The 23,657-nt window shown below is 42.7% G+C and carries 21 protein-coding genes and 1 pseudogene; 10 read left to right on the forward strand and 12 right to left on the reverse strand.

What is annotated here, in order from left to right:
• Nucleotides 1–87 precede the first annotated feature (87 nt).
• The 4 genes from ybeY to DP117_RS02030 all read right to left on the reverse strand — a co-directional run bounded on the left by ybeY (nucleotide 88) and on the right by DP117_RS02030 (nucleotide 3,560).
• Nucleotides 88–615, reverse strand: coding sequence for an rRNA maturation RNase YbeY (gene ybeY / locus DP117_RS02015; protein WP_169216660.1), 528 nt, complete (start codon nucleotides 613–615; stop codon nucleotides 88–90).
• A gap of 69 nt (nucleotides 616–684) precedes the next feature.
• Nucleotides 685–840, reverse strand: a complete 156-nt coding sequence (locus DP117_RS02020) for a DUF3285 domain-containing protein (RefSeq protein WP_169216661.1) — start codon at nucleotides 838–840, stop codon at nucleotides 685–687.
• A gap of 144 nt (nucleotides 841–984) precedes the next feature.
• Nucleotides 985–2,104 (reverse strand): peptide chain release factor 2 gene (gene prfB, locus DP117_RS02025; RefSeq protein WP_169216662.1). Its coding sequence is split into 2 segments (ribosomal slippage): nucleotides 985–2,031 and nucleotides 2,033–2,104, totalling 1,119 coding nucleotides; the frame shifts between segments, so codons are not numbered across the junction.
• A gap of 160 nt (nucleotides 2,105–2,264) precedes the next feature.
• Nucleotides 2,265–3,560 carry an APC family permease gene (locus DP117_RS02030; RefSeq protein ID WP_169216663.1) on the reverse strand — a complete coding sequence of 432 codons (1,296 nt, stop codon included), beginning with the start codon at nucleotides 3,558–3,560 and terminating at the stop codon, nucleotides 2,265–2,267.
• Between the two features lie 171 nt (nucleotides 3,561–3,731).
• Here DP117_RS02030 and DP117_RS02035 point away from each other — a divergent pair, with 171 nt between their 5' ends.
• Nucleotides 3,732–4,154 carry a sulfur transferase domain-containing protein gene (locus tag DP117_RS02035; RefSeq protein WP_169216664.1) on the forward strand — a complete coding sequence of 141 codons (423 nt, stop codon included), beginning with the start codon at nucleotides 3,732–3,734 and terminating at the stop codon, nucleotides 4,152–4,154.
• Here DP117_RS02035 and DP117_RS02040 read toward each other — a convergent pair.
• On the reverse strand, nucleotides 4,148–4,453 hold the full coding sequence (locus tag DP117_RS02040; RefSeq protein WP_169216665.1) for a PadR family transcriptional regulator: 306 nt from the start codon (nucleotides 4,451–4,453) through the stop codon (nucleotides 4,148–4,150). The two genes, DP117_RS02035 and DP117_RS02040, sit on opposite strands and share 7 nt — an antisense overlap.
• 104 nt (nucleotides 4,454–4,557) lie before the next feature.
• Nucleotides 4,558–5,286 (reverse strand): Bax inhibitor-1 family protein, encoded by a 729-nt coding sequence (locus tag DP117_RS02045; protein WP_169216666.1) that lies wholly within the window; start codon nucleotides 5,284–5,286, stop codon nucleotides 4,558–4,560.
• Nucleotides 5,287–5,377: 91 nt separating this feature from the next.
• On the opposite strand from DP117_RS02045, the pseudogene DP117_RS02050 reads away from it, so the two are divergent.
• The 4 genes and pseudogenes from DP117_RS02050 to DP117_RS02065 all read left to right on the forward strand — a co-directional run.
• Nucleotides 5,378–5,753 (forward strand): annotated as a pseudogene (locus DP117_RS02050) (ISKra4 family transposase); the annotation flags it as partial.
• Between the two features lie 340 nt (nucleotides 5,754–6,093).
• Nucleotides 6,094–6,879 carry an RNA polymerase sigma factor SigF gene (locus tag DP117_RS02055; RefSeq protein ID WP_169216667.1) on the forward strand — a complete coding sequence of 262 codons (786 nt, stop codon included), beginning with the start codon at nucleotides 6,094–6,096 and terminating at the stop codon, nucleotides 6,877–6,879.
• Nucleotides 6,880–7,939: 1,060 nt separating this feature from the next.
• On the forward strand, nucleotides 7,940–9,973 hold the full coding sequence (locus DP117_RS02060; protein WP_169216668.1) for a DICT sensory domain-containing protein: 2,034 nt from the start codon (nucleotides 7,940–7,942) through the stop codon (nucleotides 9,971–9,973).
• A gap of 94 nt (nucleotides 9,974–10,067) precedes the next feature.
• A complete protein-coding gene (locus DP117_RS02065) occupies nucleotides 10,068–10,499 on the forward strand; it encodes a photosystem I reaction center subunit II PsaD (protein ID WP_169216669.1) in 432 nt (143 codons plus the stop codon).
• A gap of 161 nt (nucleotides 10,500–10,660) precedes the next feature.
• Here DP117_RS02065 and DP117_RS02070 read toward each other — a convergent pair whose 3' ends face one another.
• Together DP117_RS02070 and DP117_RS02075 are read right to left on the reverse strand one after the other, a co-directional pair.
• Nucleotides 10,661–11,347, reverse strand: coding sequence for a Uma2 family endonuclease (locus DP117_RS02070; protein ID WP_169216670.1), 687 nt, complete (start codon nucleotides 11,345–11,347; stop codon nucleotides 10,661–10,663).
• 156 nt (nucleotides 11,348–11,503) lie between these two features.
• Nucleotides 11,504–13,882, reverse strand: a complete 2,379-nt coding sequence (locus DP117_RS02075) for an RNA-directed DNA polymerase (protein ID WP_169216671.1) — start codon at nucleotides 13,880–13,882, stop codon at nucleotides 11,504–11,506.
• Nucleotides 13,883–14,045: 163 nt separating this feature from the next.
• On the opposite strand from DP117_RS02075, the gene DP117_RS02080 reads away from it, so the two are divergent.
• Entirely contained in the window at nucleotides 14,046–14,630 is a 585-nt protein-coding gene (locus DP117_RS02080; protein WP_169216672.1) for a Uma2 family endonuclease, read from the forward strand.
• Between the two features lie 30 nt (nucleotides 14,631–14,660).
• Here DP117_RS02080 and purQ read toward each other — a convergent pair whose 3' ends face one another.
• Nucleotides 14,661–15,335 carry a phosphoribosylformylglycinamidine synthase subunit PurQ gene (gene purQ, locus DP117_RS02085; RefSeq protein ID WP_169216673.1) on the reverse strand — a complete coding sequence of 225 codons (675 nt, stop codon included), beginning with the start codon at nucleotides 15,333–15,335 and terminating at the stop codon, nucleotides 14,661–14,663.
• A gap of 86 nt (nucleotides 15,336–15,421) precedes the next feature.
• Nucleotides 15,422–15,700: a phosphoribosylformylglycinamidine synthase subunit PurS gene (purS, locus tag DP117_RS02090; RefSeq protein WP_169216674.1), complete on the reverse strand. Its 279-nt coding sequence runs from the start codon at nucleotides 15,698–15,700 to the stop codon at nucleotides 15,422–15,424.
• 251 nt (nucleotides 15,701–15,951) lie between these two features.
• Between purS and DP117_RS02095 the strand changes: the two genes are divergently transcribed.
• Nucleotides 15,952–16,350, forward strand: a complete 399-nt coding sequence (locus DP117_RS02095; RefSeq protein WP_169216675.1) for a Fur family transcriptional regulator — start codon at nucleotides 15,952–15,954, stop codon at nucleotides 16,348–16,350.
• 224 nt (nucleotides 16,351–16,574) lie between these two features.
• On the opposite strand, the gene DP117_RS02100 is transcribed toward DP117_RS02095, so the two are convergent.
• Both DP117_RS02100 and DP117_RS02105 read right to left on the reverse strand, forming a co-directional pair.
• Nucleotides 16,575–17,582, reverse strand: coding sequence for an SPFH domain-containing protein (locus DP117_RS02100; protein WP_169216676.1), 1,008 nt, complete (start codon nucleotides 17,580–17,582; stop codon nucleotides 16,575–16,577).
• A 30-nt stretch (nucleotides 17,583–17,612) separates the two neighbouring features.
• Nucleotides 17,613–18,047, reverse strand: a complete 435-nt coding sequence (locus DP117_RS02105; RefSeq protein WP_169216677.1) for an NfeD family protein — start codon at nucleotides 18,045–18,047, stop codon at nucleotides 17,613–17,615.
• 231 nt (nucleotides 18,048–18,278) lie between these two features.
• Here DP117_RS02105 and DP117_RS02110 point away from each other — a divergent pair, with 231 nt between their 5' ends.
• From DP117_RS02110 to DP117_RS02115, 3 genes are all read left to right on the forward strand, one after another.
• Complete coding sequence (locus DP117_RS02110) at nucleotides 18,279–20,231, forward strand: protein phosphatase 2C domain-containing protein (RefSeq protein WP_169216678.1); 1,953 nt, start codon at nucleotides 18,279–18,281, stop codon at nucleotides 20,229–20,231.
• 223 nt (nucleotides 20,232–20,454) lie between these two features.
• Nucleotides 20,455–21,021: a hypothetical protein gene (locus DP117_RS35890; RefSeq protein WP_248277490.1), complete on the forward strand. Its 567-nt coding sequence runs from the start codon at nucleotides 20,455–20,457 to the stop codon at nucleotides 21,019–21,021.
• Nucleotides 21,022–21,090: 69 nt separating this feature from the next.
• Nucleotides 21,091–23,657: tetratricopeptide repeat protein (locus DP117_RS02115; RefSeq protein ID WP_248277491.1), on the forward strand; the 2,567-nt coding region annotated here is incomplete at its 3' end.

Consider the following 23,657-nt stretch of genomic DNA (forward strand, 5'->3'; position numbering starts at 1 on the left):
AAAAAAAGAAACAATTATAAGCAATTTTTAACAGAAAAATAGTAGATATAAAATACACAATAGCACTTAGATTATATTAAATCATTGCTATTCAAAGTCAATGTCAATACCTATACATTTCAGTAGCATTACTTGCTGCTTGAGCATTTGGTTCAAACTTTCCTCGTCAGGATGATCCCAACCCAAAAGATGCAGTAACCCATGAGCTGCTAACCAACAGAGTTCTGTTGACACAGGGTGCTCTTGCTGTTGAGCTTGCTGCTGAGCTGTTTCGACAGAAATAACAATATCACCCAGATAAAGTGGTTCTTGGGCATCCATTTCTGATAACGCAGGAGTATCTACCTCCAGTGCTGCAAAAGATAACACGTCTGTCGGCTTATTTTGATGACGATACTCGTAGTTGAGTGTACAAATTTCTCTGTTATCTGTCAGACGTAGTCCAATTTCATAAGTTGGCGCTGGAGAAAGACTTGGGTGTAGTATGTTCAACCAGCGCTCAAACCAGTCTTTCCAAGTTTCAACTGCAATATGAGCATCCTTATTCCCAGAGTTTAGGGCGTCTGACTGGGATGACTCATGATAATAATCCTGCACATACAGTTCAACTCGCACCAGCGACAAAGTCTCCTAAACTTAGGTATCAATTTATTAGTCCCTGTCCTTAAGGACGGGGTCTTAATATTAGTGAGTCAGGTAAGCCAGACCCACAAGGACTGCTAAAAGCCCTACAGTTGTCAGTACAAAATGCTTCAAGGAGGTAAAACGCTTTTGCACCATGTTTCGCATGGCGAGTTTGACGTAGCTAGGTTGAGGTTCTGCAGAAGGAGAGTCGCTCATAATGATGATTTGTCAACAAACTCTTATAACAATGTAACAGTTCTTATTAGATTCAGGTGCCATTGTGCCCCTTTTGAGAACCAGATGAGAAGATGAACAAGCAAATTAACCATAACGTTTCTTGTTCATCTCCCTTATTCAGAGTTACGTAGAAGCCTCCACTAACTGGTTTTCTTGCCGTAGATAGGCTTGGATAAACATATCGATTTCACCGTTCATGACATCGGCGATCGCAGTTGTTTCTTCACCAGTCCGCAAATCCTTTACCATCTGGTAAGGATGAAAAACGTAGTTTCTGATTTGGTTACCCCAAGAAGCTTCTACCATATCACCCCGGATTTCCGCGATTTCTTTGGCGTGTTGCTCTTGAGCGATAACCAACAGTTTCGCCTTTAAGCGGGTGAGAGCTTTTTCTTTGTTTTGCAATTGGCTGCGTTCTTCCGTACAACGAACAGCTATTCCAGTGGGAATGTGAACAATTCGTACTGCGGTTTCTACTTTGTTAACGTTTTGTCCTCCCTTTCCCCCAGAACGAGTTGTGGTTACCTCCAAATCCTTCTCCGGAATTTCCAACTGTACATTATTATCTATCTGGGGCATCACTTCCACACCAGCAAAGCTGGTTTGCCGCTTACCATTGGCATTAAACGGTGAAATCCGCACGAGACGATGTGTACCTGTTTCTGAACGTAGGTAACCATAGGCGTAGCGCCCGGTCATTTCTACAGTTGCAGATTTGATACCGGCTTCATCACCCTCAGAAAGTTCTGTTAAATGGACTTTATAGCCGTGGTTTTCTCCCCAACGGGTGTACATCCGCAGTAACATTTCTGCCCAATCTTGAGCATCAGTACCACCCGCACCTGCGTTAATTGTGAGTACAACGCCCTTTTCATCATAGGGACCGGAAAGCAACTGGAGTAACTCCCATTGGTCAAGTTCGCGCTTGAGTTTATCAACATTAGACTCAGCTTCTTGCAGTAGCCCATCATCTGTTTCTAACTCCAACAGTTCTAGAACTGCTTGAGTGTCTTCCAAACTCGCTTGCCACTGATGATACTGTTGCAGATGTGTTTTCAAGTCGTTGAGTTCTTGCAGTGTTTCCTGCGCCTGAGTTTGGTCGTTCCATAACTCTGGCTGGGCTGCTATTTGTTCTAAGTCTTGAATTTTGGCAGAAAGTGCAGGTATGTCAAAGATAGTCCTGGGTTTTACCCAGGCGATGAGATAACGTTTCGATTTCGCGTTTGAGTTCTAAGACTTCCATATGAGTAATTGATGAGCGCTCTAGATAATATGCAATTTGCTCTCTATTTTATTTGCTTTTTCAGTTTTACCTATACTTTACCAAATACATACCCATAGCGATTTCTAGCTGTCATAAGTTTTACATTTTTTTTACTTATTCTTGACAAGATTGATACCTTTTATTCTCGTGCGAGTAGTTGTACTGTGACACGCCAGATGAGTCCAGCAACAATTAGCGCTAAACCGAATAACCAAATTTGCTGTTCTACCCAAAAAGCAAGAAACGCACAGCAAGCCAAGCCAGCCCAGCCTATCCATTTGGGATAGAGTCGTTCTTCCGGTGGCAATTGTAGTGCTGCCAAGTTCGTAATTGCATAGTAAATCAAAACATTAAAGGCACTGAACGACCATGTGGTTTTCACATCTCCAATGAGTACTAAGCCTGCAATTGCTACTCCCACAAACAGCACAGCCGAAGTTGGTGTGGTTCCTGAATGATTAAGTCTGGCAAAAATCCTAGGTAAATCACGGCGTCTTCCCATCGCTAGTACGACACGGGATAATCCCAAAATTAAGTTCAGTAGCACGCCTAGCATAGCAGTAATAGCACCAATTGCTACGACTAACCCAGCAGCAGGACCAGCAACGTTACGGATAACGAGTTCAAGAGGTGCAGCTTGTGCTTGTTCAGTCACCTTGCCCAAAACATCTGCTCCCACTGCCCCAATGCCAACCACAGCCACAGATATATAAAGCAACATTGTCAGCAGCAGAGAAACAATCATCGCTTTAGGAATCGTTTTGCGCGGTTGTTTTGCTTCTTCGCCCATTGTGGCGATACGACCATAACCCGTGTACGCCACAAACATTAGAGCTGTAGCTTGGAGTAGCGAGGCGGTATTTTCTGAGAAAAAAGGTGTGAGATTATCTGCACCAACGGTGACAGCACGCGGCAGACAAACAAGGACAAAGAAACTTAAAGAAAGCAGCGTTAGCGATACGATAATAATATTAATGCGGTTAGAGCGCCGAATTCCGCTCAACACAATTGCAGTGAAACCAACTACAGCTAAAAGCGCTGTGGGAACTAGTAAACCACGCCCTAGCAAATTCGTTGTAGTCAACAAGTAGCTTGCGAAACCTAAAGCAGCTGTTGCAGCAGAAGCTGTTTTGGCTAGAAGAAACATCCACCCTGCCGTGAAACCAAACCAAGGATTCAAGTACTTGTAGCCATATTCGTAAGTTCCACCACTCACAGCATGATTAGCAGCTAACTGAGCGCTGTTAAGACCATTGCAGGTCGCGACAAAAGCGGCAAGTGCTACTGCAAGAATCACGGCAGATCCAGCAATCCCAGTCGCAATACCTATGCTCACAAATACGCCAGTACCAATAATCGATCCCAGCCCCATCATGGTTGCACCCACAACCCCTAACTCTCGCTGTAATTGGGGTGTTACCGTTTTACCCGACACAAGAAGCCTCCTTGTGAGTAAGAGATTGTAGCGGTATCTAGTACCTTTAATTTTGACATGCCAATATTATCGTATATCGATATCTATTTTCGATAAATTAAATGACATAAATCTTGTATGATTTCTTAAAGAAGATAGCTACACTATTCCTAGCAAGATGCAGGAGTATTTATGACTAACGCCAAAAAAGTCAGTGAAGAATTCTATGCAGCAGGGCAACCAAGTCCTGAAGATTTGCAACAGGCGGCTCAAGAGGGGTTCAAATCTGTTGTGAACTTACGTTCTCCTGATGAAAAGGATTTCTTTTTAGATGAGCAACAACAGGCTGAAGCAGCGGGACTGAACTATGTTAACGTTCCACTCAACCCCGCAAAAGCTGACGCCGAATTAACAAATAAGGTTTTGAAGGAGATTTCGGGATTACCAACACCAATTCTACTACATTGTGCAGCAGGAGCAAGAGCCAGCGCACTGGCTCTCATTGCTCTTGCTACCAAGGAGGGATTGAACCGCGAGCAGATTCTTCAAAAAGCAGAGGAACTGGGAATTAACACTAATCAACCACACCTCAAGCAGTTTTTGGAAAGTCAGTAATTCTCAAATAATTCTCCAAACAACTCTCTAACCTTCTGTTTAGCATCCTCTAATGCCTCTTTTCCCAAAGCCGTGGCTCGATAGACTCGGCGCGAGTGTTTTCCTGAACGCTCCTCAGTTGAGTACAGGTATCCCTTGCGTTCCAACTCATGAAGCATGGGATAGAGAGTTCCTGGACTAAGCTTATAGCCATGACAAGCTAACTCCTCAATAATGCCCAAACCAAATATCGGTTCATGAACTGCATGATGAAGGATGTGAAGTCGAATGAGACCTGAGTAAAGTTCTTTGTGCTCCATTAAGTTGAATCTTAAATTTTCATCCCTTCAACGATAAAAAACCGTGGTTTAAAAGATCAAACCACGGCTTATTTTTTAGTTCTTACAAAAAATATTCAATGTCCTTAATCGCGGCTGTTAAGAGCAATAAGCAACCGTAAAATGAAAACAAACAAATTGATGTATGTCAAGTACATTGATAAAGCTGCAGGCAAATATTGGTCATCGCGGTATGAACGTGGCAGGATGTAGAAGTCAACCACAGACGCGCCTACAAAGAGAAATACACCCAAGCCTGAGATGCCGATTTCCAACCAGTTCGGCGTGTAAACACCAAACAAACTGAATAGAAATTGCACACCAACTACAACAACTAAGGCAATCAACCCCAGATTAATCGTTTTTGTCAATGCCATACCGTCTTGCTCAGAAAGATTTGAGCCAATTTGACGAGCGGCGATAAAGGTGACACCACAACCAAGGGCAGCCATCCCAATACCTTGAATACCTACACCTTTAGTTTGCAGTGCTACATAAATTAAACCACTGATTGTGTACCCAGATAGAAGACTGTAGGTTGCCAACAGAGGCAGTGCAACTTTGTTATTGCCTTTTTCGGCAACATTCTGGGCAACGAAGAACAGAATCAATTCTACAACAATTGCACCAAAGAAGGTAGGCAGGAACAGTCCAAGGTTAGTACGGATAACATTCAATCCACCGTATGCTCCTAATGCTGTTAGCACCAGCCCGCCGCCTACGTAGGGAAGAGCGTTAGCAATGACATTAGGACCCACCAGGGCTTGAGTTTTAGCCTGACGAATTGCATCACGGAAATTACTGGTATTGCTCATATTTCACACTTGTTTTTAGTTATGCATTCGTGTTTATTTCCATTTTTACCAATAACCAGAGCTAGTAGCCATAAAGTTGACATCTCCTCAGTCATTGAAACGTTTGAAGCAAGTCAAAAACCTTCTTTGGCAAGGACTAGTGATCAAGCGATCGCACTTGTTGGCGATGGCAACCGGAAACAATCTGAAAATTTTATTAACTATCTTAACAACCATCGTCACCGCATCGTTAACTACCAATATTACCAAGCTGAACAGATTTGCGAGGGTTCGTTCTGGCGCTATAGAGTCAGCCGTTAAGCAGATTGACCGACGTACTAAAATATCCGGTGCGAGCCTGGAAAAAGGAAAATGTTCCTCAAGTATTGGCTCAACGCCAAAGCTTATCTCAATGCGATGTTAACTATCTAAACCTAACCCAAAAAGGTGACATGCTCCCGATCAACGTGTCCGTCAAGTTTACATGACTCACATATCATACCAATTCTGGAGTAAACTTGCACTTAATAATAGGTCGGCAATGACGGTGAAACTTTAGGATTTTAAACCATACCATTGCAAAATATTAAATGCAGTTAATGCAGCTTCATGAAGATTTGGTATCAGCACCTTCTTGAGGAATTTGACGAAAAAATATGATAAAAATCAACCGTATAAATACTGGTAATTTTGGTAAGACTACTAACAATTTCAGTAAAACGACGAATGGTTTCAACCAGCATTCCTAAGGAAAATAATAACAGCTGTAATGGAGGTTTACGCAACTCCATTTTTTCTTTGAAAAGGAGTTTCTAAAAAGGAATTTATATGGCAGCAAGTCAATTCTCTGTGCAATTTGATGGTATAGAATTATTACAGTCATACCACCAAAATCCCTCTATTAAACTTCGTAATCAACTAGTACAAATACATACTGGCTTAGTGCGTAAGATGGCTCATAAATTTAGCTATCAATGCAAGGAGCCTTATGAAGATTTAGAGCAAGTGGGTTATCTTGGTTTAATAAGGGCAATTGAGCGCTTTGACCCAAGCCAAGGATATGCTTTTAGTTCTTTTGCTGTCCCCTATATTCGGGGCGAAATGCTACACTTTTTACGAGATCACTGTACCCTATTAAAAATTCCACGTCGTTGGCAAGAACTGTACAATGAAGGGCAAAAGGCTCGTAAAGAATTGGAACTGACTTTAGGTCGTCCTCCCAAAGATTCAGAAATTGCAAGCAAACTCAAAGTATCTCTGCAAGAATGGCAAGAGACAAAATTAGCGGCTCAAAACCGTATGCCTTTGAGTTTAGATGCTACTATAGCTCAATCTATTGATTGTCAAATTACTCTGGGTGATGCACTTCCTTGTCATCATTGTATTGCCTTGCAACAACAAGACGAAGAACGGCAACAACTTCAAGGGGCAATAAGTTTGTTAGAAGAAAAGCCCCGCCTGGCAGTGGAAATGGTTTATTTGAAAGAACTTTCTCGCAAAGATACCGCTAAGAAAATTGGTACTAGTCCAATGACAGTTACGCGATATTTGCAAAAGGGAGTTCAAGATTTAGTCTGTATGTTAAAAACACAAGCAGTGGTCGCAGGATCATGATTTTTTTATGGGGAAGATGAAGGGAATGACTGGAAAAATATTAGAGACCATAAAGATTTAGAGATCTATAAAATTGAATTAAGCAAGCAATTGGCAACAACCAGGCGACGTCAGTAAAGTCCTTAGCGCCGCCTTTAATCAACATGATTGCAAAACACAAATATTGCTTAGACGCTGGTAAGCACTGCCCCTTTGAGCAGTGTTTGCCGATTGCGCTTTTTGTTTATTTTTAAGAAAGATGTGACTAATGTATTGAGTTCCCAGAAGAGCGAGGTGCAGCAATGTAATTTATCTTACCTGACTCCTTTTGGTTTAACTTTAAAACGTTAGGCCAAGCCGCGCTGTAGGCAGCGATCGCAAAAGCTCATGCTGAACGCCCAAGGACAGATAGTTTTGATAGCCAAGGCAATGTTAATATCTTAAAAGCGTATAAGCTTATCAAAAAAGGGAGTCTCTAATCTATGCCCTATGTGCTTTGCACACGCAATCATGCGAACGGGTACGCGCAAGGAACAGAGGGTTCCTCATTGTAGCAACTGCTGTTACCGGGCGTGGTAGAAGGCTCCAAAGCAGAAGGAAAGAGGAAACTTTCAGGTATGCCCATTGCGATTGCTTAATTGAGTTCCGTGACTCCCGTCTGTTTTTGGCGGTTTAAAATCAAGTTGGGTTTGAATTTCTATCTGATCACAGAACTACCTCATGCCTTTGTTTGTTATTTTTTATAAAGTTCGTTGATAATATCTTTTGTGATATGTCAAGTACACAAAACTTAAGAAGATTTAAGCAAAGAACAGGGTGCTTGTGGGGAATATTTATGCCAGTCTATTTCTATGAGATGCTTACTATAGCCTTCAAGCAGCCTTTGGTTTGTTGGTGAGAAACCAAAGGATGAGTATTGCAGCATCTTAAACAAAGTGCTGCTTCTGAATCAGGGTTTTAACGTGTCTTTCACCATTCTTTACATATTGCAACTATCTCATTCACTTGAGAGTCCGTTGTAATTTGTACAATGCAGCTGTGACTTGGATTTTGTCCAGATTGTGGCTCCTTAATGAAATTGATGAGCATTGCGACTTCCGTGCTAAGTGAACTGCTACAGGCTCTACCCCACCTGAGACCTCAAATATATTTCAAGGCTTCACTAACGGCGCTTTCCCACGCTATGGAAGACCAGGTATTGGCGGCTACTTTGGAGCAGCCTCTGGTCATTGCTAGCTTCCAAAGAGAGCGATTTTACCGTCAAGAAGCTCATCGATATCAGCGGCTTGCTCAGCGCAGTAATCAAATATACGTATTATCCGCACCCGAAACGGATTTCACCAACAGTTCGGAATATTATGAAAAAATAGCCTTTGAAACAGATGATGCCTTAAGTCAAGAATGGCACTTAGTGGTCATTGCTCAAAACTATGCGACTTGCTTGGTTTGTCGGGAGAACATGGGTTCTGTTGCCAAAAATCAACAACTACCGGCGGAGATCAGCCCAAGTCTAGATATGGACACGGCGCGCAGGTTTGAAGGAATTTGGACAGCAGAACGGGGAGTGAGCCTAAAAGTTGCTGAATTACTTTTGAACAGGATTTTGGTTTACAGACCAGAACTGGTAGACAAAATTCAGCAAGCACGCTTGAGATTTGGGATAGGCGAAAACAATAACGAAACAAAAGTAGACCAGAACAACGAGTATGCCTGCGACATAGACACTGACCCGTTTGTGCAGCGTTTGGTGACTTACCTGCAAGCAAGTCAGTACAAATTGCACAAAGCATACCGAGCTATAGCAGCTCAAGCACGTAAAGAGCGTTTAGTCAATACAATTAGTACCGCGATCAGGCGATCGCTCGACCCCCACGAAATTCTCCAAGTCGCAACCCAAGAACTGGGACAAAACTTGGAAGCTAGTCGTTGTTTAATTTACCGCGCTCAAGAGACAGATGCTAAAGCCATTATTGAACATGAATTTTTAAGTCCTGGTATCTCATCTTTGCGGGGAAAAACCTGGCCCTTGGAAAAAAATCTCTTATTTAAGGAAGTTGTCCTCCAAAGCCAAGGGATTTATGTGACTGATACTCGTACCGACGTTCGCATCACCACTTCTAGAGAACTTGAAGAACTCGTCAAAAAGTATGGCATTCGCTCTTGGCTGATGGAACCAGTGTTCTTCCAAGGGCGGTTGTTGGGTATCGTCGAGCTGCACTATTGCAATGAAACTTTACATGATTGGCAAGCAGGGGATTTTGACCTAGCAGAAGCGATTGCGATCCAAGTGGGAGCTGCGCTTATTCAAGCAGAGGCTTATGCTAACTTAGAAGACCTTAATAAGCAGTTGGAAGCCCTTGACCGCACCCGCAGCAACTTGATAGCAATCACAGGACACGAACTTCGCACGCCATTGTCCACCATTCAAGTCTGTTTAGAAAGTCTTGCTAGCGAACCGGATATGCCTTCAGAATTACAGCAGGTCATGTTAAGCACTGCTCTTTCAGACTCAGAACGAATGCGCAAACTCATACAAGATTTCCTGACACTTTCCAATCTAGAAAGCGGTCGTGTGGAATGGCATCCAGAATCGCTGACTTTACAAGAGTGTGTGGATTTGTCACTGAGTCGCATTCGTACCCGATTTGCTTCCGAAAAACTGGCCAAAATAGTCACTCAAATTCCAAAAAACCTGCCCTTAATCAAAGCTGATGGAGATTGGCTGGTGGAAGTCTTGGCAAAATTGGTAGACAATGCTTGCAAATTTACACCCACAGACGGACAAATCACGATTAAAGGTGAACGCAACCGAAACAAAATGGTTGAGGTTACCGTGGCTGACACTGGACGTGGTATTGAACCACATCTTTTAGAAATCGTTTTTGACCGCTTCTATCAAGAAGAAGGAGCACTCCGGCGTACAGCTGGTGGCACAGGTCTTGGTTTAGCAATTTGTCGTCAAATAGTCAATGGTTGGGGTGGAGAGATTTGGGCAACATCAAAAGGCAAAAACCAGGGGAGTCAGTTTCACTTTACCATACCGATGATTCAGGGGATTATAGACCAAAAATCGTCAAAAGTCAAGAGTAAAAAGTCCTTATATTCAAGCAAATGACTTATAACTAAATAACTGTTACAGACTATGACGCGATCGCAACATGACCCTGGTTGCGGTGATAGGATGCCGTAAAAACGTTGAGAGAAACTTTATGGCAGAAACCCTTTCTGGACAAACTCCCGTATTTGGTGGCAGCACTGGTGGCTTGCTCAAAAAAGCAGAATTAGAAGAAAAGTACGCTATCACCTGGACTAGCCCCAAAGAGCAACCGTTTGAACTGCCAACAGGTGGTACCGCCATTATGCGCCAAGGCGATAACCTGCTGTATTTGGCTCGTAAGGAATACGGCGTTTATTTGGGTGGTCAAGTATTCCGGAAATTGAAAATTACAGACTACAAAGTTTACCGGATTTTTCCCAACGGAGAAATTCAGTACATACACCCAGCTGATGGTACCTTCCCAGAAAAAGTCAAGGAAGGTCGTGAAAAAGTACGTTATGTAGACCGCAGTATCGGTAAAAATCCCAGTCCTTCTAAAGTTAAGTTCAGCGGAACAGCTACCTACGACGCTCCCAATCCATAATTAACAGGGATAGGGACGGTCGAATTGAGATTTTGAATTTAGGTAGTATTGTTATTTGTTAGTAGTTAGTCGTTGGTTGTTATGACACTAACTACTAACAATTACTCAGTCCTTTTGTGTAGGGTGGGTTGCACAAAATCCCAGTTCAGTGCTATTGTTTTTCAAATTTCTGGTTCAATTCCCGCTGCCCTGAGTTGTGCTGCTAATCGTTCTGCTCGTTCTGAACCCCAGAGCAAAAGATTGCCATTATCATCCCACCACCGCAGCCAATAACCTGTGCGATTCTCTCTAGTTCCTTGCCATATTCCCAGAAATAATCTCATTTCAGCAATCCAGTAACGATTATTGGCATCAGGGTTTTGTAACTGATATCGTTGGAAATCATCCAATTGATAAACTTCCAGTTCCCCGGCATCCGGTTCAAAAATGGCGTAATTGGGAACCTTTAAGACTTGTTCGTAAAAAAACCACTTTCCTGGAGGGTAAGTCGGCTTACTTGAATACTCGCCGCCTTCAGTGTCAGAAAGAAATTCCATGACAATAACTGGAATATCGCCTTGAAGTTGGGGTGTATAGCTGCGTTTGATTTCCTCTCGCGACACTCGAATAGAAGGTATATACGCCCAGTCTGGCGCTTTCACTACTATCTTCTGATTCACCGTAGCGCAAATGCCGTAGTTTGTTGTAGTTAACGCATTCGGTAGTAACTTGCTTGCAACTTGCAAACTTTCGGTTAACGCTGCGGCAAGAGAAGGCTGATTAATATTGTCCACTGGCTCGTTGTCTAAAACAAAGTCATCTGGTAGCTTTTCCCAGGTAATTTCGTAGCTGGCGGTACTGGCTAACATGGTACAGGGCTGGAATATTTAGTTTTACTGTAGCGCTTGGGGATGAACGGTAGGAGGTTTGAAGAGTACAACACGGTAGTTGAGATTCTGGGGAAGGGCGATCGCCCGTATCCTCTCAACAGTTAATACTCAAAAGCATTATTGATCGTACAAGGGCTATGAAATAGATACACCAACAGGTGCAGCAGATGTAGTAGCAGTAGGCAGTGGTGAATCTAGCCAAATATTAAACATTTCTTGAAGAGCAACCTGGAGTTGTTTGTCAAGAAACTCAGCTTCCTTAACAGTAATCTTCTTTGCGTGTGATTTTGTTTTTCTATCTACCGGATGCTCAACTCGATTACGCATAGAACCGAGTTGTTCCCAAATAGTGATGCCGTATGGAAGCCTGTCTCTAAAAACTTTTCGGCAAATGAGATCCGCATAACCCTTGTCATACAGTCCTGTTTCTAGAGGCAGGACAAACTCGTAAAAAGCAAGAATAGTTATGTGGGAGAATTGATGAAAACTACTGACATACGAACTAGGAGATTTTTGATAGTTGATTACAGACTCTCGCAACTGCTCAACTGCTTTATTGTAGTGTGTAGCATAAAATCGACGCAGATTATATTCTGGTAGCGAAACTCTATACATAGTTGAGAGCGTTTGAAATATAAAACAAGGTGTCAGGGCATCTGCTGATAAGCCTAACTTTTTAATTAACTCTGATATTGTCCCCATCTGCTGATGGTATTGCTTTAAATCGTCCCAAGTGACTTTGCATTGTGGTTGTTGGAGAAGATAAACTACCAACTGCTGAAGCAAGGGACTTTTGTCTATACAAATTAGCCGAAATAATGCGAATTGCTTGTCGCGTGATTTGATTCTTTGAAAAGCACCATAAGCTAATTCTTGGCGGAGGATTGCTGTTTCTTCAGCATTGCCATTCACCATATTTTGCTCACTTTGTAAACATTCCATCAAGTAAGCATGTTGTGCTGGAACCTCCGTCAATATCCTTGCTGCTATTACTTTCGCGTACCAGTGAAGTTGAGTGTCAGCTAGCCAAACTTGACATATTGGCGCAACACTTTTAGCCCCGCTCACCTGATATAGTGCCCATAGTGAATTAGCACGATGCCAGGAATATACATCATGTTCACTGATAAAAGCCCTCAATCCTTCAATAACATATGAATCATTTTTGAAACGCCCTAAAGCGACCGATATAGCTTCAGAACGCCAAGGTAATGTAGAAAGTAAACTGAGCACTTGCTCGCGTATCGATGGATGCGGTTCAAGTCGATATAGACAAAATGTGATATTTGACTCAGCCTCCTTTCCCCGATCTTGATCATCTAATAGTGCAAAAGCCTCTAGAAACTTTTCACGTATTTGTTTTTGTAGATTTTGAGTTTTGTTCTGTTCAATATCGCAATCTTTGTTTGAGGATAACGTTGTGATTTCTTCATCATCCTCAAGATCATCTTTCTCATCATCCTCGAAATTCCCATTGCTATCTGATATTGTTGTGTAGTTTTCTACATAAGAACTGGATGTTTTTTTTACATAATCAGTAGCGGAATCAGCCTGTTCACTTTTAGGCGGAGATGGAATCGTGACGAGTAGGCAATTTCCCTTTCCTGTTGGATCTGTAATTCTGAATCGTAAGCGTGAAATTTCTTTCTCAATATTTTCTATTTTATGAACACTTGTCTTCGTCACCTGTGCTACTAAACCAGCACGTTTTAACTCAAGGTCAAATAAAATTAATCCACGTTGAACAGTTGATTTGTCTGCTCCAAGAATTCTAACATCATCTACATATCTGACATATTGATAACCATGAACTATCATTTTTTTATCAATTTCATGTAAAAACAAGTTAGCAAGAAAATCAGACGCATTGCTACCTTGAGGAATTCCACGGCTCATCTTTATATTTGCGTTATGTACTGCCCATTTCTCCAGACAGTTTAGAAATAGTTGCTCAAATTGTTGGTCTTCACCGCAATATTTACGTATAAGACTTAATAAACAAGCATGGTCAATGGTGTCATAGAAGGCAACAATATCTGTCGAGGCGATCCAGGGGTTCCCAGCAGAATACAGCTTTTCAACACGGTTCACAAAGCGTGTGTACTGCTTCTTCCAAGGTTTGAGCATCCAACGCTTTCCTGGTCCAGCATAAAGATTACCTAAAACACACTGATTCTCATGGCTGACAAGATAAAGGTAGGCTTGATCAGCAATAATATTTACTAGTGCTTGGTAGACAATCACATCTGGTACAGCCATCAGTGACATTGTTCTCAATGTGCTGGAAGGCTTTGGCACATAAACTTTGTGATCAGCTAAAGGTTGATAAGGAAAATCTTCAGCTACCACTCGCTGTACTAAATTTTCAAGATTAGCTTGAAGATTATGTGCAAATAGTTTCATCCCTAACTCGTCGTGAACCATACGACTTGTGACATTCACAGTTCGCTGCCAAGCAAGCAGGAAATTCTCATAAGTCGCAAACTTATTCCAAAGGGATAATGATTTTATCATAATTTATACATAAAATGTCTTTGAAAATTCATCTACAACTATAGCCAGGCTCATAGATCTTGGAGGTAGATGGCAAACGTTACAATAGATATCAGTATCTAAACTGAAGTTCCCCCCAAGTCAAAAGACCTAACGTTTTTCATAATTTTTTAAGCAGCATCACATGAATGCCTTAATCCTCGACCTAAATCTTTTCATCGACTTAACTGATGAGCAATTCTTTGAACTATGCCAGCGTCACGAACTGATAAGATTTGAGCGCAATGCTGATAAAAAACTGGTACTCATGCCTCTTTTCGGCGGTATAACCAGTATCCGCAGCGCCAATCTATGCTATCAACTGGGAAAGTGGAATCGTGACTATACTTTGGGAGTTGCTTTCGGTTCTTCAACTGGCTTTACACTACCAAATGGTGCCGTTCGTTCGCCTACAGCATCTTGGTTGAAGCGGGAAAAATGGGATGCTTTGACGCCTGAACAACAAGAAAAATTTGCTCCTGCTTGTCCTGATTTTTTAGTCGAACTACGCTCATCTAATGATGACTGGAAAAGGCTACAAACCAAAATGTCGGAATATCTGAATAACGGTGCAAAATTGGGTTGGTTAATTGACCTAGAAACGTGGGAAGTGGAAATTTATCGTCCAAATCAGGATGTAGAAATTCTCGAATCACCAGTGGCACTGTCAGGAGAAGATGTGCTGCCTGGGTTTGTATTTTCTTTAGAGGAAATGATCTCGGTTGTCTGAGGGACACAGCACCCTGTGTCCCCACCCTTTCTACACCAACGCCCCCACTTTCTCCAACAACCCCTGGAACAACTTCAACCCATCGCTACCGCCCAGCATCGCGTCAGATGCTCTCTCTGGATGCGGCATCATTCCCAACACGTTTCCTTGACGGTTGCAAATCCCGGCTATGTTGTTCACTGAGCCGTTGGGATTATCTCCCTCGTAACGAAACAGGACTTGACCGTTATTTTCAATCTCTGATAATGTAGACTCATCTGCGTAAAATTGCCCCTCTCCATGAGCAATGGGCAAAGTAATGATTTCAGCATTTTGATAACCTTGCGTCCAAGCAAAATTTGTACGCTCGACTTTGACTGGAATGCGATCGCATATAAAATGCAAATCCCGATTTCTTACCAACGCCCCCGGCAACAGCCCTGCCTCAGTTAATACTTGGAAACCGTTGCAAATACCGAGGACAAGTTTCCCATTTTGAGCGTGTTCAATGACTTGCTGCATCACAGGTGAAAACCGGGCGATCGCACCACAGCGTAGATAATCCCCGTAGCTAAAACCACCTGGTAGAATGATGATATCCACATCAGAAATATCAGTTTCTTGATGCCAAACCATGCGAGTTGGTTGCTGTAGTAAGTCTTTTGTGACGTAAGCAACGTCGCGATCGCAATTAGAACCCGGAAAAACAACAACCCCAAATTTCATGTTATTAGTTATTTAATTATTAGTTATTAGTCATGAGTCATTAGAGTTTAAAAATCGAAGGATAAAAACTAATGACTCTGAAAAGATTAATAAACTCCTGTCTGTGACTCAACTTCTATCAAATCAAAGCGATAATTTTCTATCACTGGATTTGTAAGCATTTGGTCACATATGCGATTTAAGTCTTGACGAGCTGTACCTTCATCAGTTGAGACGAGAGTTATTTCGATGTACTTGCCAATCCGCACTTGCTCAACATGAGGGTATCCCAATTGCTTGAGTTCAGATTTTACTGCTACTCCAGCAGGATCCAGAACTGAAGGACGGAGAGTGACAAATATTTTGGCTAGATACTTCCTTTGCACTGGCTTTTGCTGAATACTGCTAAGCTCATACTATATCTTTATGTCCCAATTAGGCGACAATTAAATGACAAGTCATTATAGTGGACAGTTGGTGCATGCCTATGGTGGGGGATTTAAACTTGCCAAACAGCGCCTTCGGTGCTCAAGTCTGGAGGAACGTTACCTAAGAAGTGATAAAGCTGATAACTGATAACTGTTAAAATGAGTTTTTTAAAACAGAATTAATGTTTTCTTAGTATACTTACTTGTCTATGAGAGCCATACGTACCCGCAGCCAAGAGCGTATTCTAAACTTGCTCAAAACCGTTAAACAAGGCATTTCTGCCCAAGATATCTATGTGGAATTACGTAGCCGTAACCAAAGTATGGGTTTGGCAACAGTTTACCGCTCATTAGAATCCTTAAAGCTTGAAGGCATGGTGCAAGTACGGACATTGGGTAACGGTGAAGCCCTCTATAACTTAGCGCAGCAAGATAAGCACCATCTGACTTGTCTACAGTGCGGTGCTTCCATCCCGATTAATCAATGTCCTGTCCATGATTTAGAGGAGCAGCTGCAATCTAAACATAAATTCAAGATTTTCTACCACACTCTAGAGTTTTTTGGTTTGTGTAGTCAATGTCAGTTAGCTCAAGCTGCTGGGGAATAATATCGTGTCCGGTTGAACACTTATCATTAGGGTGCGAAGCGAAGAATCTCCGAGATGCTTCACTGCACGGAGCCTGCCCTCGAGCGAAGCGAAGGGTTACGTTCAGCATGACATAAGTTCAAATTTTACCCGCGAGCAGTATAAACGGACTTGATATAAGAACAAACCAATTTAAAATTCAAAATTCTTTTTTTGAATTTTGAATTTTGATAGGCTCCCTGAGTCTAGCTAGAGCGATGATTATTTGTTGTAGGTGTTTCACCTGTATATGGGAGATTTGAATCAGGCTGACCATCTGAGACGATTGAGCGTATACCTTCCAAAGTAGCAGGTATTGTGCGCGGATCCATAAACATAACCTTGCTACTCTCGCTTTTACCGATTGTCGCACCCATCTCGAGGTAACCCAAGGCAAACAGAACTTCCAAAGCTTGATGAGCAAGAGGGTTATTTTTCATTTTTTGGGCAATGATGTCAGCAGATTCGGCGATCGCCTGCGCCTTAAGAACTTGCTGCTGACGTTCGGCTTGTGCCCTGAGAACGATGGCTTTTTGTTCAGCTTCTGCTCGCAAAAGCAGCGCTTTTTGACGGGCTTCTGCTTCTATAATTTGGGCGTCAGCTTCACCTTTGGCGTTATTGACGGCTGATTCGCGATCGCCTTCAGAAGTTAAAATTGCTGCTCGTTTACGACGTTCCGCCGACATTTGCAATTCCATCGACTCCGTAACAGCCTTTGATGGGATAATATCCCGTAGTTCCACTCGCGTTACTTTTACGCCCCAAGGGTCAGTCGCAACATCCAATTCATGCAATAAAATTTCATTAATTTGAGAACGGGCAGTAAAAGTTTCATCCAATTCCAACTTGCCCATCTCCGCACGAATTTGAGTCAGCACCAAATTCTGCATTGCTGTGCGGAGATTCTCCACTTTGTAGTAAGCTTTCTCCATATCAACGATACGCCAGTAAACCACTGCATCAACAGTAATTGACACGTTATCGCGGGTGATGCTCTGTTGTGGAGGAATATCTATGACTTTTTCCCGGATCGTCTCGCGGAAGACGACTCTATCAAAAACAGGGATGATAAAATTAAGTCCTGGTTCTAATTTTTTATTATAGCTTCCCAAACGTTCCACCAAAGCTTCATTACCCTGATTCACGACTTTCGCAGAACCAGCTAAAGCAGAACCACCTAGAGCTAGAAAAACAAGTAAAAAAAACTGTTCCATAATAAATTTTCCAATTTTTTTCAGAAGGAATTAGGAGTGCAACAGATTTTCTGGCATCACAATTAAGGTGGTACCTTCGCGTCTTGTGACGTAAACTCTTTGATTAGGTGGAATTGTGAGCGTTTCATCGTCACAACGTGCTCGCCAAGAATTTCCTTCGTACAGCACTCGTCCTGGTTTCCCGGCTGGAATCTCAATTAAAGTTTCGGCTATAATGGCATGCTGAATTTTCGCTTTGCGTCGCGGCAAACTCACAAACCTACGGGAAAGTATGATCAGGGCTGTGGAAAGCAACAGCCAAACCACAACTTGTAGCCATAACTTGCCCAAAATTGTTTGAGATAAAAACGCCACGAGCAGAGCGCTAATTCCCATCATGAAGGCAACAAAAGCTGTTGGCAGAAATAGTTCTATCAAACATAGCCCTGAACCTGCTAACAACCAGATAATGGTAGTACTTGGCATAACGCCGTCCTAGACGATATACTCACACCGTCAATACATTTTTATAATTAGATACACTTACACGTTAACTGTTTCCAGAAAGGAAAACTTAATTTTAGAAGGTAAACTTTGATGATTTTTATTAACAATAATTAACAATAACACAATCCTAGTTTATCTAAGCTTTTGGTATTTAACAGCAAAATTTAATCGAAGTTAACCCATCTATATTATCTAAAAATTCCCACTCACATGATTTCAACTCAGCGAATAATTTCTTGCACAAATCCTAACTGTACTCAACCCATTAATTCTGTAGGAGATAGTGTTTGTGCAACTTGTCAAACTCCTTTAGTTTACCGCTACCTTTGGGCAACTGGTTCATCAGTCGTCAAAATTCAACCTGGAGAAAATGTGGCAAATAGGTATGAGGTTATTACTCCCAAGATTTGGCTAGATACTCAACCAGGACTATTGCCAGAGATTCCTGAAGAATTATCACAAGAAATTGTATCTTATCTAAAGTTATATCAACACAGATTACACATTCCCCAGGCATATGGTTTTGCTCACGATGATATTCTTTTACTGGAAAATGTACCGATAGATGAGACAGGAAATCTCTACCCAGCAATCACAGACGCATGGGAACAAGCACAACCAGTACGACAAGTTTATTGGTTATGGCAAATTCTTCAACTGTGGACACCATTATCAGAGTTAGGAGTTGCTGGTAGTTTGCTCATTCTGGATAATTTGCGAGTGCAAGGTTGGTGTGTGCGACTGTTGGAACTTGTTAATGTAGAACCAAGGGATGCAATGTCTCTACAACAGTTGGGTGAATGTTGGCAACCTTGGGTAGCGACTGCAAAGACACCAATTGCACAAGAACTAAACAATATAGTTGAGCAAATGCGGAGTGAGGAAGTCAATTTAGAATCTATCACCGCTCAACTCAATATTTTACTTTTATCATCTGCAGCAGATTTACCATTAACTTTAGAGGTAGCAGGAGCAACAGATTCTGGTGTACAACAAACACAAAATGAAGACACTTGTTATCCGACTGATGCTGACAATTCTGATGATCCATTATTACCACGAGTGTCTATTATTTGTGATGGTATTGCTGGACATGAAGGCGGTGAGGTTGCAAGTTTCTTAGCAGTAGAGTCCTTAAAGTTGCAACTTCGTGCCTTACTCACAGAGGTAAAAGAACAAGCAGACATTTTACCAGCAGACTTAATTCAAAAACAACTAGAAGCAAGTTTGCGGATTGTTAATAACGTCATTTGTAACTGTAATGATGAGCAAAAACGCGAAGGTACCCAACGTATGGGTACAACACTCGTGATGGCAGTGCAATTACCGCAAACCATCAAAACTCCTCAAGTCATTCAATCACAAAATACACATGAACTTTACTTAACTCATGTGGGTGACAGTCGTGCTTACTGGATAACACAAAACCACTGTCACCTTTTAACAATAGATAATGATGTCGCAGGGCGGGAAGTCCGTTATGCTCGCAGTTTATATCGAAAAGCATTACAACGTCCAGATGCGACTGGTTTGACTCAAGCATTAGGTACAAAAGATGGTGAATTTCTGCGTCCGGTAGTTCAGCGATTTATTTTAGAAGAAGATGGAATATTGTTGTTGTGTTCTGATGGTTTGAGCGACAATAACTTGGTAGAACACTCTTGGCGGGATTACGCTATTCCTGTTTTACAAGGTACACTTTCCTTGGAAGATGCTGTCCGTCAATGGATTGAATTGGCAAACCAGAAAAATGCTCACGATAATATATCAGTGGTTTTGACTCATTGTCGTGTTTCCCCAGAGCCTACGGTGTCACTGGTTCCCGTCTCGGAACCTGTAGAAGTAGCTGTAGAAGTACCTGTAGAGGTAATAGTAGCAGAACAAGAAACACAACTGGAACAAAAATCTGATTTAGCACCAAGTTCTCAAGCACTTCTGGAATTACTGATTTCAGAACCACATGCAATAGACGAAAGCCAAACTTCTGTGAAACGTCAAGGGCGTAAAAAGTGGTGGTTCTTGTTTGGGGGGTTGTTGGTTTTGCTTGTGGGTGGTACAAGTTTAGGATTGTTTGCTTGGTGGCGACTGAATCCGCAAACATTTCAGCAGGTGTGTGGGCGACTTCCTCAGAAAGTGCAGCAAGTGTGTTCACCGCAGAGGTAATGTGTAAACTCTTTCACTGCTAAAAACGCTTTGGGATAAGGAGTGATATCAAGTCCGGTTAATCACTGACTATTTGTCCGCAGCGAGTGGAACGTAGATCCCAGAGGGGGCTTCTGTGCTTTCTTAGTAATCGCTGCGGATTTGAGATTGCATCCGGAATGAGCAACTCTCTACGTGATTACTAATTTTAGCTAGCATACAATTAACTTCTTATCCAGCAGCTATGGCGAACAATTGCTTGCGGATTACTCATCAAGGGGATACCATTCAACTTTCCTGGCAACGAGGACAAGCCGCACCCCGTTTTGCTGATACTGTAACATTTGAGCATCCTTTTAATCAGCAAGCACTAACCGATTTACGCTGGTATTTGGAAGAGTATTTGCGCTTTCCCTACGGACTTGCACCAGATAACGCCGCAAAAATTGAGCAAGAGTTGCAGAGTTGGGGAGAGCAATTATTTGAATTAGTATTTCGCAGTAGCGAGAAAGCGCGGGAATTTTTTCAAGCGGCTACTTACGATGGGTTGCATAACTGCGAACTGGTGATAACGTCCGATGACCCCACGGTGCTAAACTTGCCTTGGGAGTTGTTGTACTCACCAGGCGATCGCCAATTTCTCGCCCCAACTCTAGCTGGCATGTCTCGCAGTCTGAGTGAATATGCTGTACGGGCGGAAATGCCACCACTACCCCAGGATAAACTCAATATCTTGCTCGTGATTGCTCGTCCCTATGGGGAAAAAGATATTGCTCTCAAAACTATTGCTCGTCCTCTGCTGGATTCTTGATCACAAATTCGCAAGCAAGTCAATATTAAAGTCTTGCGTCCGCCTAGCTTTGAGGAGTTTGAGCGGGAATTGAATCGGAACAAAGGCTTTTATCATATTGTCCATTTTGACGGACACGGCAACTTTGACGCCAATAGCCAAGGATTTCACCATACCTTGGGTGCAGTGGGACAGGGAATATTGGTATTTGAAGCCCTTGATGGTTCACCGCAAATTGTCACAGCAGCACAAATAGCTCAGAATTTGGCAGATTGCGGTGTACCAATTTTTGTGTTGAACGCTTGCAAATCAGCACAGGAAGGAGAAGCAAAATTTTCCTCCGTGGCTACCCGCTTGGTATCCTTGGGGGCGAAAGGTGTTGTTGCAATGGCTTATTCTGTCTATGCTGTGGCGGCGAAACATTTCATCGGGCGGTTCTATGGCGAGTTGGTAGGGGGTGCGAGTCTTTCTAACGCGGTAGCGGCTGGGCGCAAAGCAATTTTAAATCAGCCCCAGCGTCCAAGTCCCAAGGGCGATAAACCTTTGCGAGATTGGTTGGTTCCGGTGTTGTATCAGCAGGAACCTTACACGCCGTTTATTCCCGAAAATAATATAGATATTCCCGACATTGACGATTTACTTGTAGAGACATCACATGTAACCTCTCTACATGGGTTTCCAGAAGAAGGTGCTTACGGTTTTATCGGGCGAGATTACGATATTTTGCGGTTAGAGCGGGGGTTTCGCCAAAACAATATAGTATTGTTGCAAGGCATGGGCGGCGTGGGGAAAACTGAGTTAGCTTGTGGGTTTGCACGGTGGTTAGAAGAAACTCAGGGACGTGCTGGCAAGATATTTTTTGTGTCCTTTGAACATGGGGCGACGCTGAGTTATGTTGTCAACCAAGTGGGTAGGGAAGTTTGGGGAGATAAGTTTTCCTCAGTTCCCATAGATAAACAACGGTTGGCAGTGTTGAAGTATCTCCAAACTCAGGCTTGTTTGTTGATTTGGGATAACTTTGAACCAGTCAACGGCTTTCCCACGGGAAATGAACCATTATTGAATGGAGAGGAGAGAAGCGAACTCAAGCAGTTTCTCAAAGAATTGCGGAGTGGGAAAACTTGGGTGTTGATTACCAGTCGCCGCGAGGAGACTTGGCTTGACTGTGGTTACACGTTGTTAAATTTGCGCGGTTTGTGGGAACAGGATGTAGAAGAGTTAGCCGCGAAGATTTTGCAAACGGCGGGAGTAGACAGGGCGAAGTTACCCAAAGAGTATTTAGAATTGTTGAAATTGTTGGGGGGACATCCGTTGTCGTTGCGGGTGGTGTTACCGCATTTGAAGACGCAGACACCAGTGCAGTTAATTGAGGCGTTGCGGCGTGGGTTGGATACATTTGCAGGTGCGGAGGAGGAAGGTAGGGATAAGTCGCTAACGGTGTCGTTGGATTATTCCTTTACGAAGTTGTCAGAACAGGCGCAGCGACATTTACCGTTTTTGGCGTTGTTTTCGGAACGGGTGAATACAATTCGGTTGCATGGTTTCTCATCAGGAGAAGCTGGTAAAGAGTATGGGCAAGCATATCAGGCGGTGTTTGGGGAGAACTTGCAAAAAGCTGATTGGTTGAAAATTCTTAACGAAGCCGCCGCCGCAGGTGTTGTGGAATATTTGGGTGAGAGTATTTACAAGATTCATCCAGCGTTACCTTGGTATTTGCGCCAGCAGTTGAACTCAATAGCGTCATTGCGAGTGGAACGCAGTGGAACGAAGCAATCTCATCCATCCGAGCAATCTGGCGATTGCTTCGCTTCGCTGGCAATGACAGATACAACTTCGCTTGCAATGACAGATGAGGAGTTGATTAACGAACTCGAAAAAAAGTTGCTGATTTTCTACGCTGATTTGGCAGATTACTACCGTCAGAAACTCATCAGCAACGCCGAACTAGCAAATTCTGTGCTGCGAGTCGAAGAACCAAATCTGTTGCAAAACCTGCGCCTCGCCGAACAACAACAGAAATGGGCTGAAGCACAAGCAATTCTGCAAGCCTTGGGACAAGTGTATGAGCGCATCGGGCGCAAACCCGAATTTAAGTCACTGCGACAACGGGCGCTAAAGCAAATTGGCATTCACTTAGCAGATGCGAAAGCAAAGGGTAAAGATGCTTTTGATTTGTGGATTTATTTGCGGGGTAAGGAAGCTAATGAAGCGGCTCAAAGTGCTGATTTAGAAGGGGCGAGAAAAGTTTATCAAGAAATTTTAGATGAATTGATAGCTTTAAATGACACCTCAGTAAATAACAAAATTGCTGTTGCTTATCACCAACTGGGCACAGTAGCCCAAAGGCAACGGCAGTTTGATCTGGCTGTTGATTACTACAATAAGGCGCTGAAGATATATGAAGATACAGGGGATTTCTACTCTGCAGCAGGTGAGTATCACCAACTGGGCATGGTAGCCGAACAGCAACGGCAGTTTGATGTGGCTGTTGATTACTACAATAAGGCGCTGAAGATATATGAAGATACAGGGGATTTCTACTCTGCAGCAGGTGAGTATCACCAACTGGGCATGGTAGCCGAACAGCAACGGCAGTTTGATGTGGCTGTTGATTACTACAATAAGGCGCTGAAGATATATGAAGATACAGGGGATTT

The sequence above is a fragment of the Brasilonema sp. UFV-L1 genome, from assembly GCF_012912105.1.
Classification (GTDB): Bacteria; Cyanobacteriota; Cyanobacteriia; order Cyanobacteriales; family Nostocaceae; genus Brasilonema.

Bases quoted from the DNA above. Each gene is read 5' to 3' on its own strand.
- DP117_RS02105 (WP_169216677.1), bottom strand. From the start codon at position 18,047: ATGCCAAGTACTACCATTATCTGGTTGTTAGCAGGTTCAGGGCTATGT.
- DP117_RS02110 (WP_169216678.1), top strand. From the start codon at position 18,279: ATGATTTCAACTCAGCGAATAATTTCTTGCACAAATCCTAACTGTACT.
- DP117_RS02060 (WP_169216668.1), top strand. From the start codon at position 7,940: ATGAGCATTGCGACTTCCGTGCTAAGTGAACTGCTACAGGCTCTACCC.
- DP117_RS02055 (WP_169216667.1), top strand. From the start codon at position 6,094: ATGGCAGCAAGTCAATTCTCTGTGCAATTTGATGGTATAGAATTATTA.
- DP117_RS02045 (WP_169216666.1), bottom strand. From the start codon at position 5,286: ATGAGCAATACCAGTAATTTCCGTGATGCAATTCGTCAGGCTAAAACT.
- DP117_RS02065 (WP_169216669.1), top strand. From the start codon at position 10,068: ATGGCAGAAACCCTTTCTGGACAAACTCCCGTATTTGGTGGCAGCACT.
- DP117_RS02040 (WP_169216665.1), bottom strand. From the start codon at position 4,453: ATGGAGCACAAAGAACTTTACTCAGGTCTCATTCGACTTCACATCCTT.
- DP117_RS02035 (WP_169216664.1), top strand. From the start codon at position 3,732: ATGACTAACGCCAAAAAAGTCAGTGAAGAATTCTATGCAGCAGGGCAA.
- purQ (WP_169216673.1), bottom strand. From the start codon at position 15,335: ATGAAATTTGGGGTTGTTGTTTTTCCGGGTTCTAATTGCGATCGCGAC.
- DP117_RS02100 (WP_169216676.1), bottom strand. From the start codon at position 17,582: ATGGAACAGTTTTTTTTACTTGTTTTTCTAGCTCTAGGTGGTTCTGCT.
- DP117_RS02095 (WP_169216675.1), top strand. From the start codon at position 15,952: ATGAGAGCCATACGTACCCGCAGCCAAGAGCGTATTCTAAACTTGCTC.
- DP117_RS02020 (WP_169216661.1), bottom strand. From the start codon at position 840: ATGAGCGACTCTCCTTCTGCAGAACCTCAACCTAGCTACGTCAAACTC.
- DP117_RS02080 (WP_169216672.1), top strand. From the start codon at position 14,046: ATGAATGCCTTAATCCTCGACCTAAATCTTTTCATCGACTTAACTGAT.
- DP117_RS35890 (WP_248277490.1), top strand. From the start codon at position 20,455: ATGGCGAACAATTGCTTGCGGATTACTCATCAAGGGGATACCATTCAA.
- DP117_RS02075 (WP_169216671.1), bottom strand. From the start codon at position 13,882: ATGATAAAATCATTATCCCTTTGGAATAAGTTTGCGACTTATGAGAAT.
- DP117_RS02070 (WP_169216670.1), bottom strand. From the start codon at position 11,347: ATGTTAGCCAGTACCGCCAGCTACGAAATTACCTGGGAAAAGCTACCA.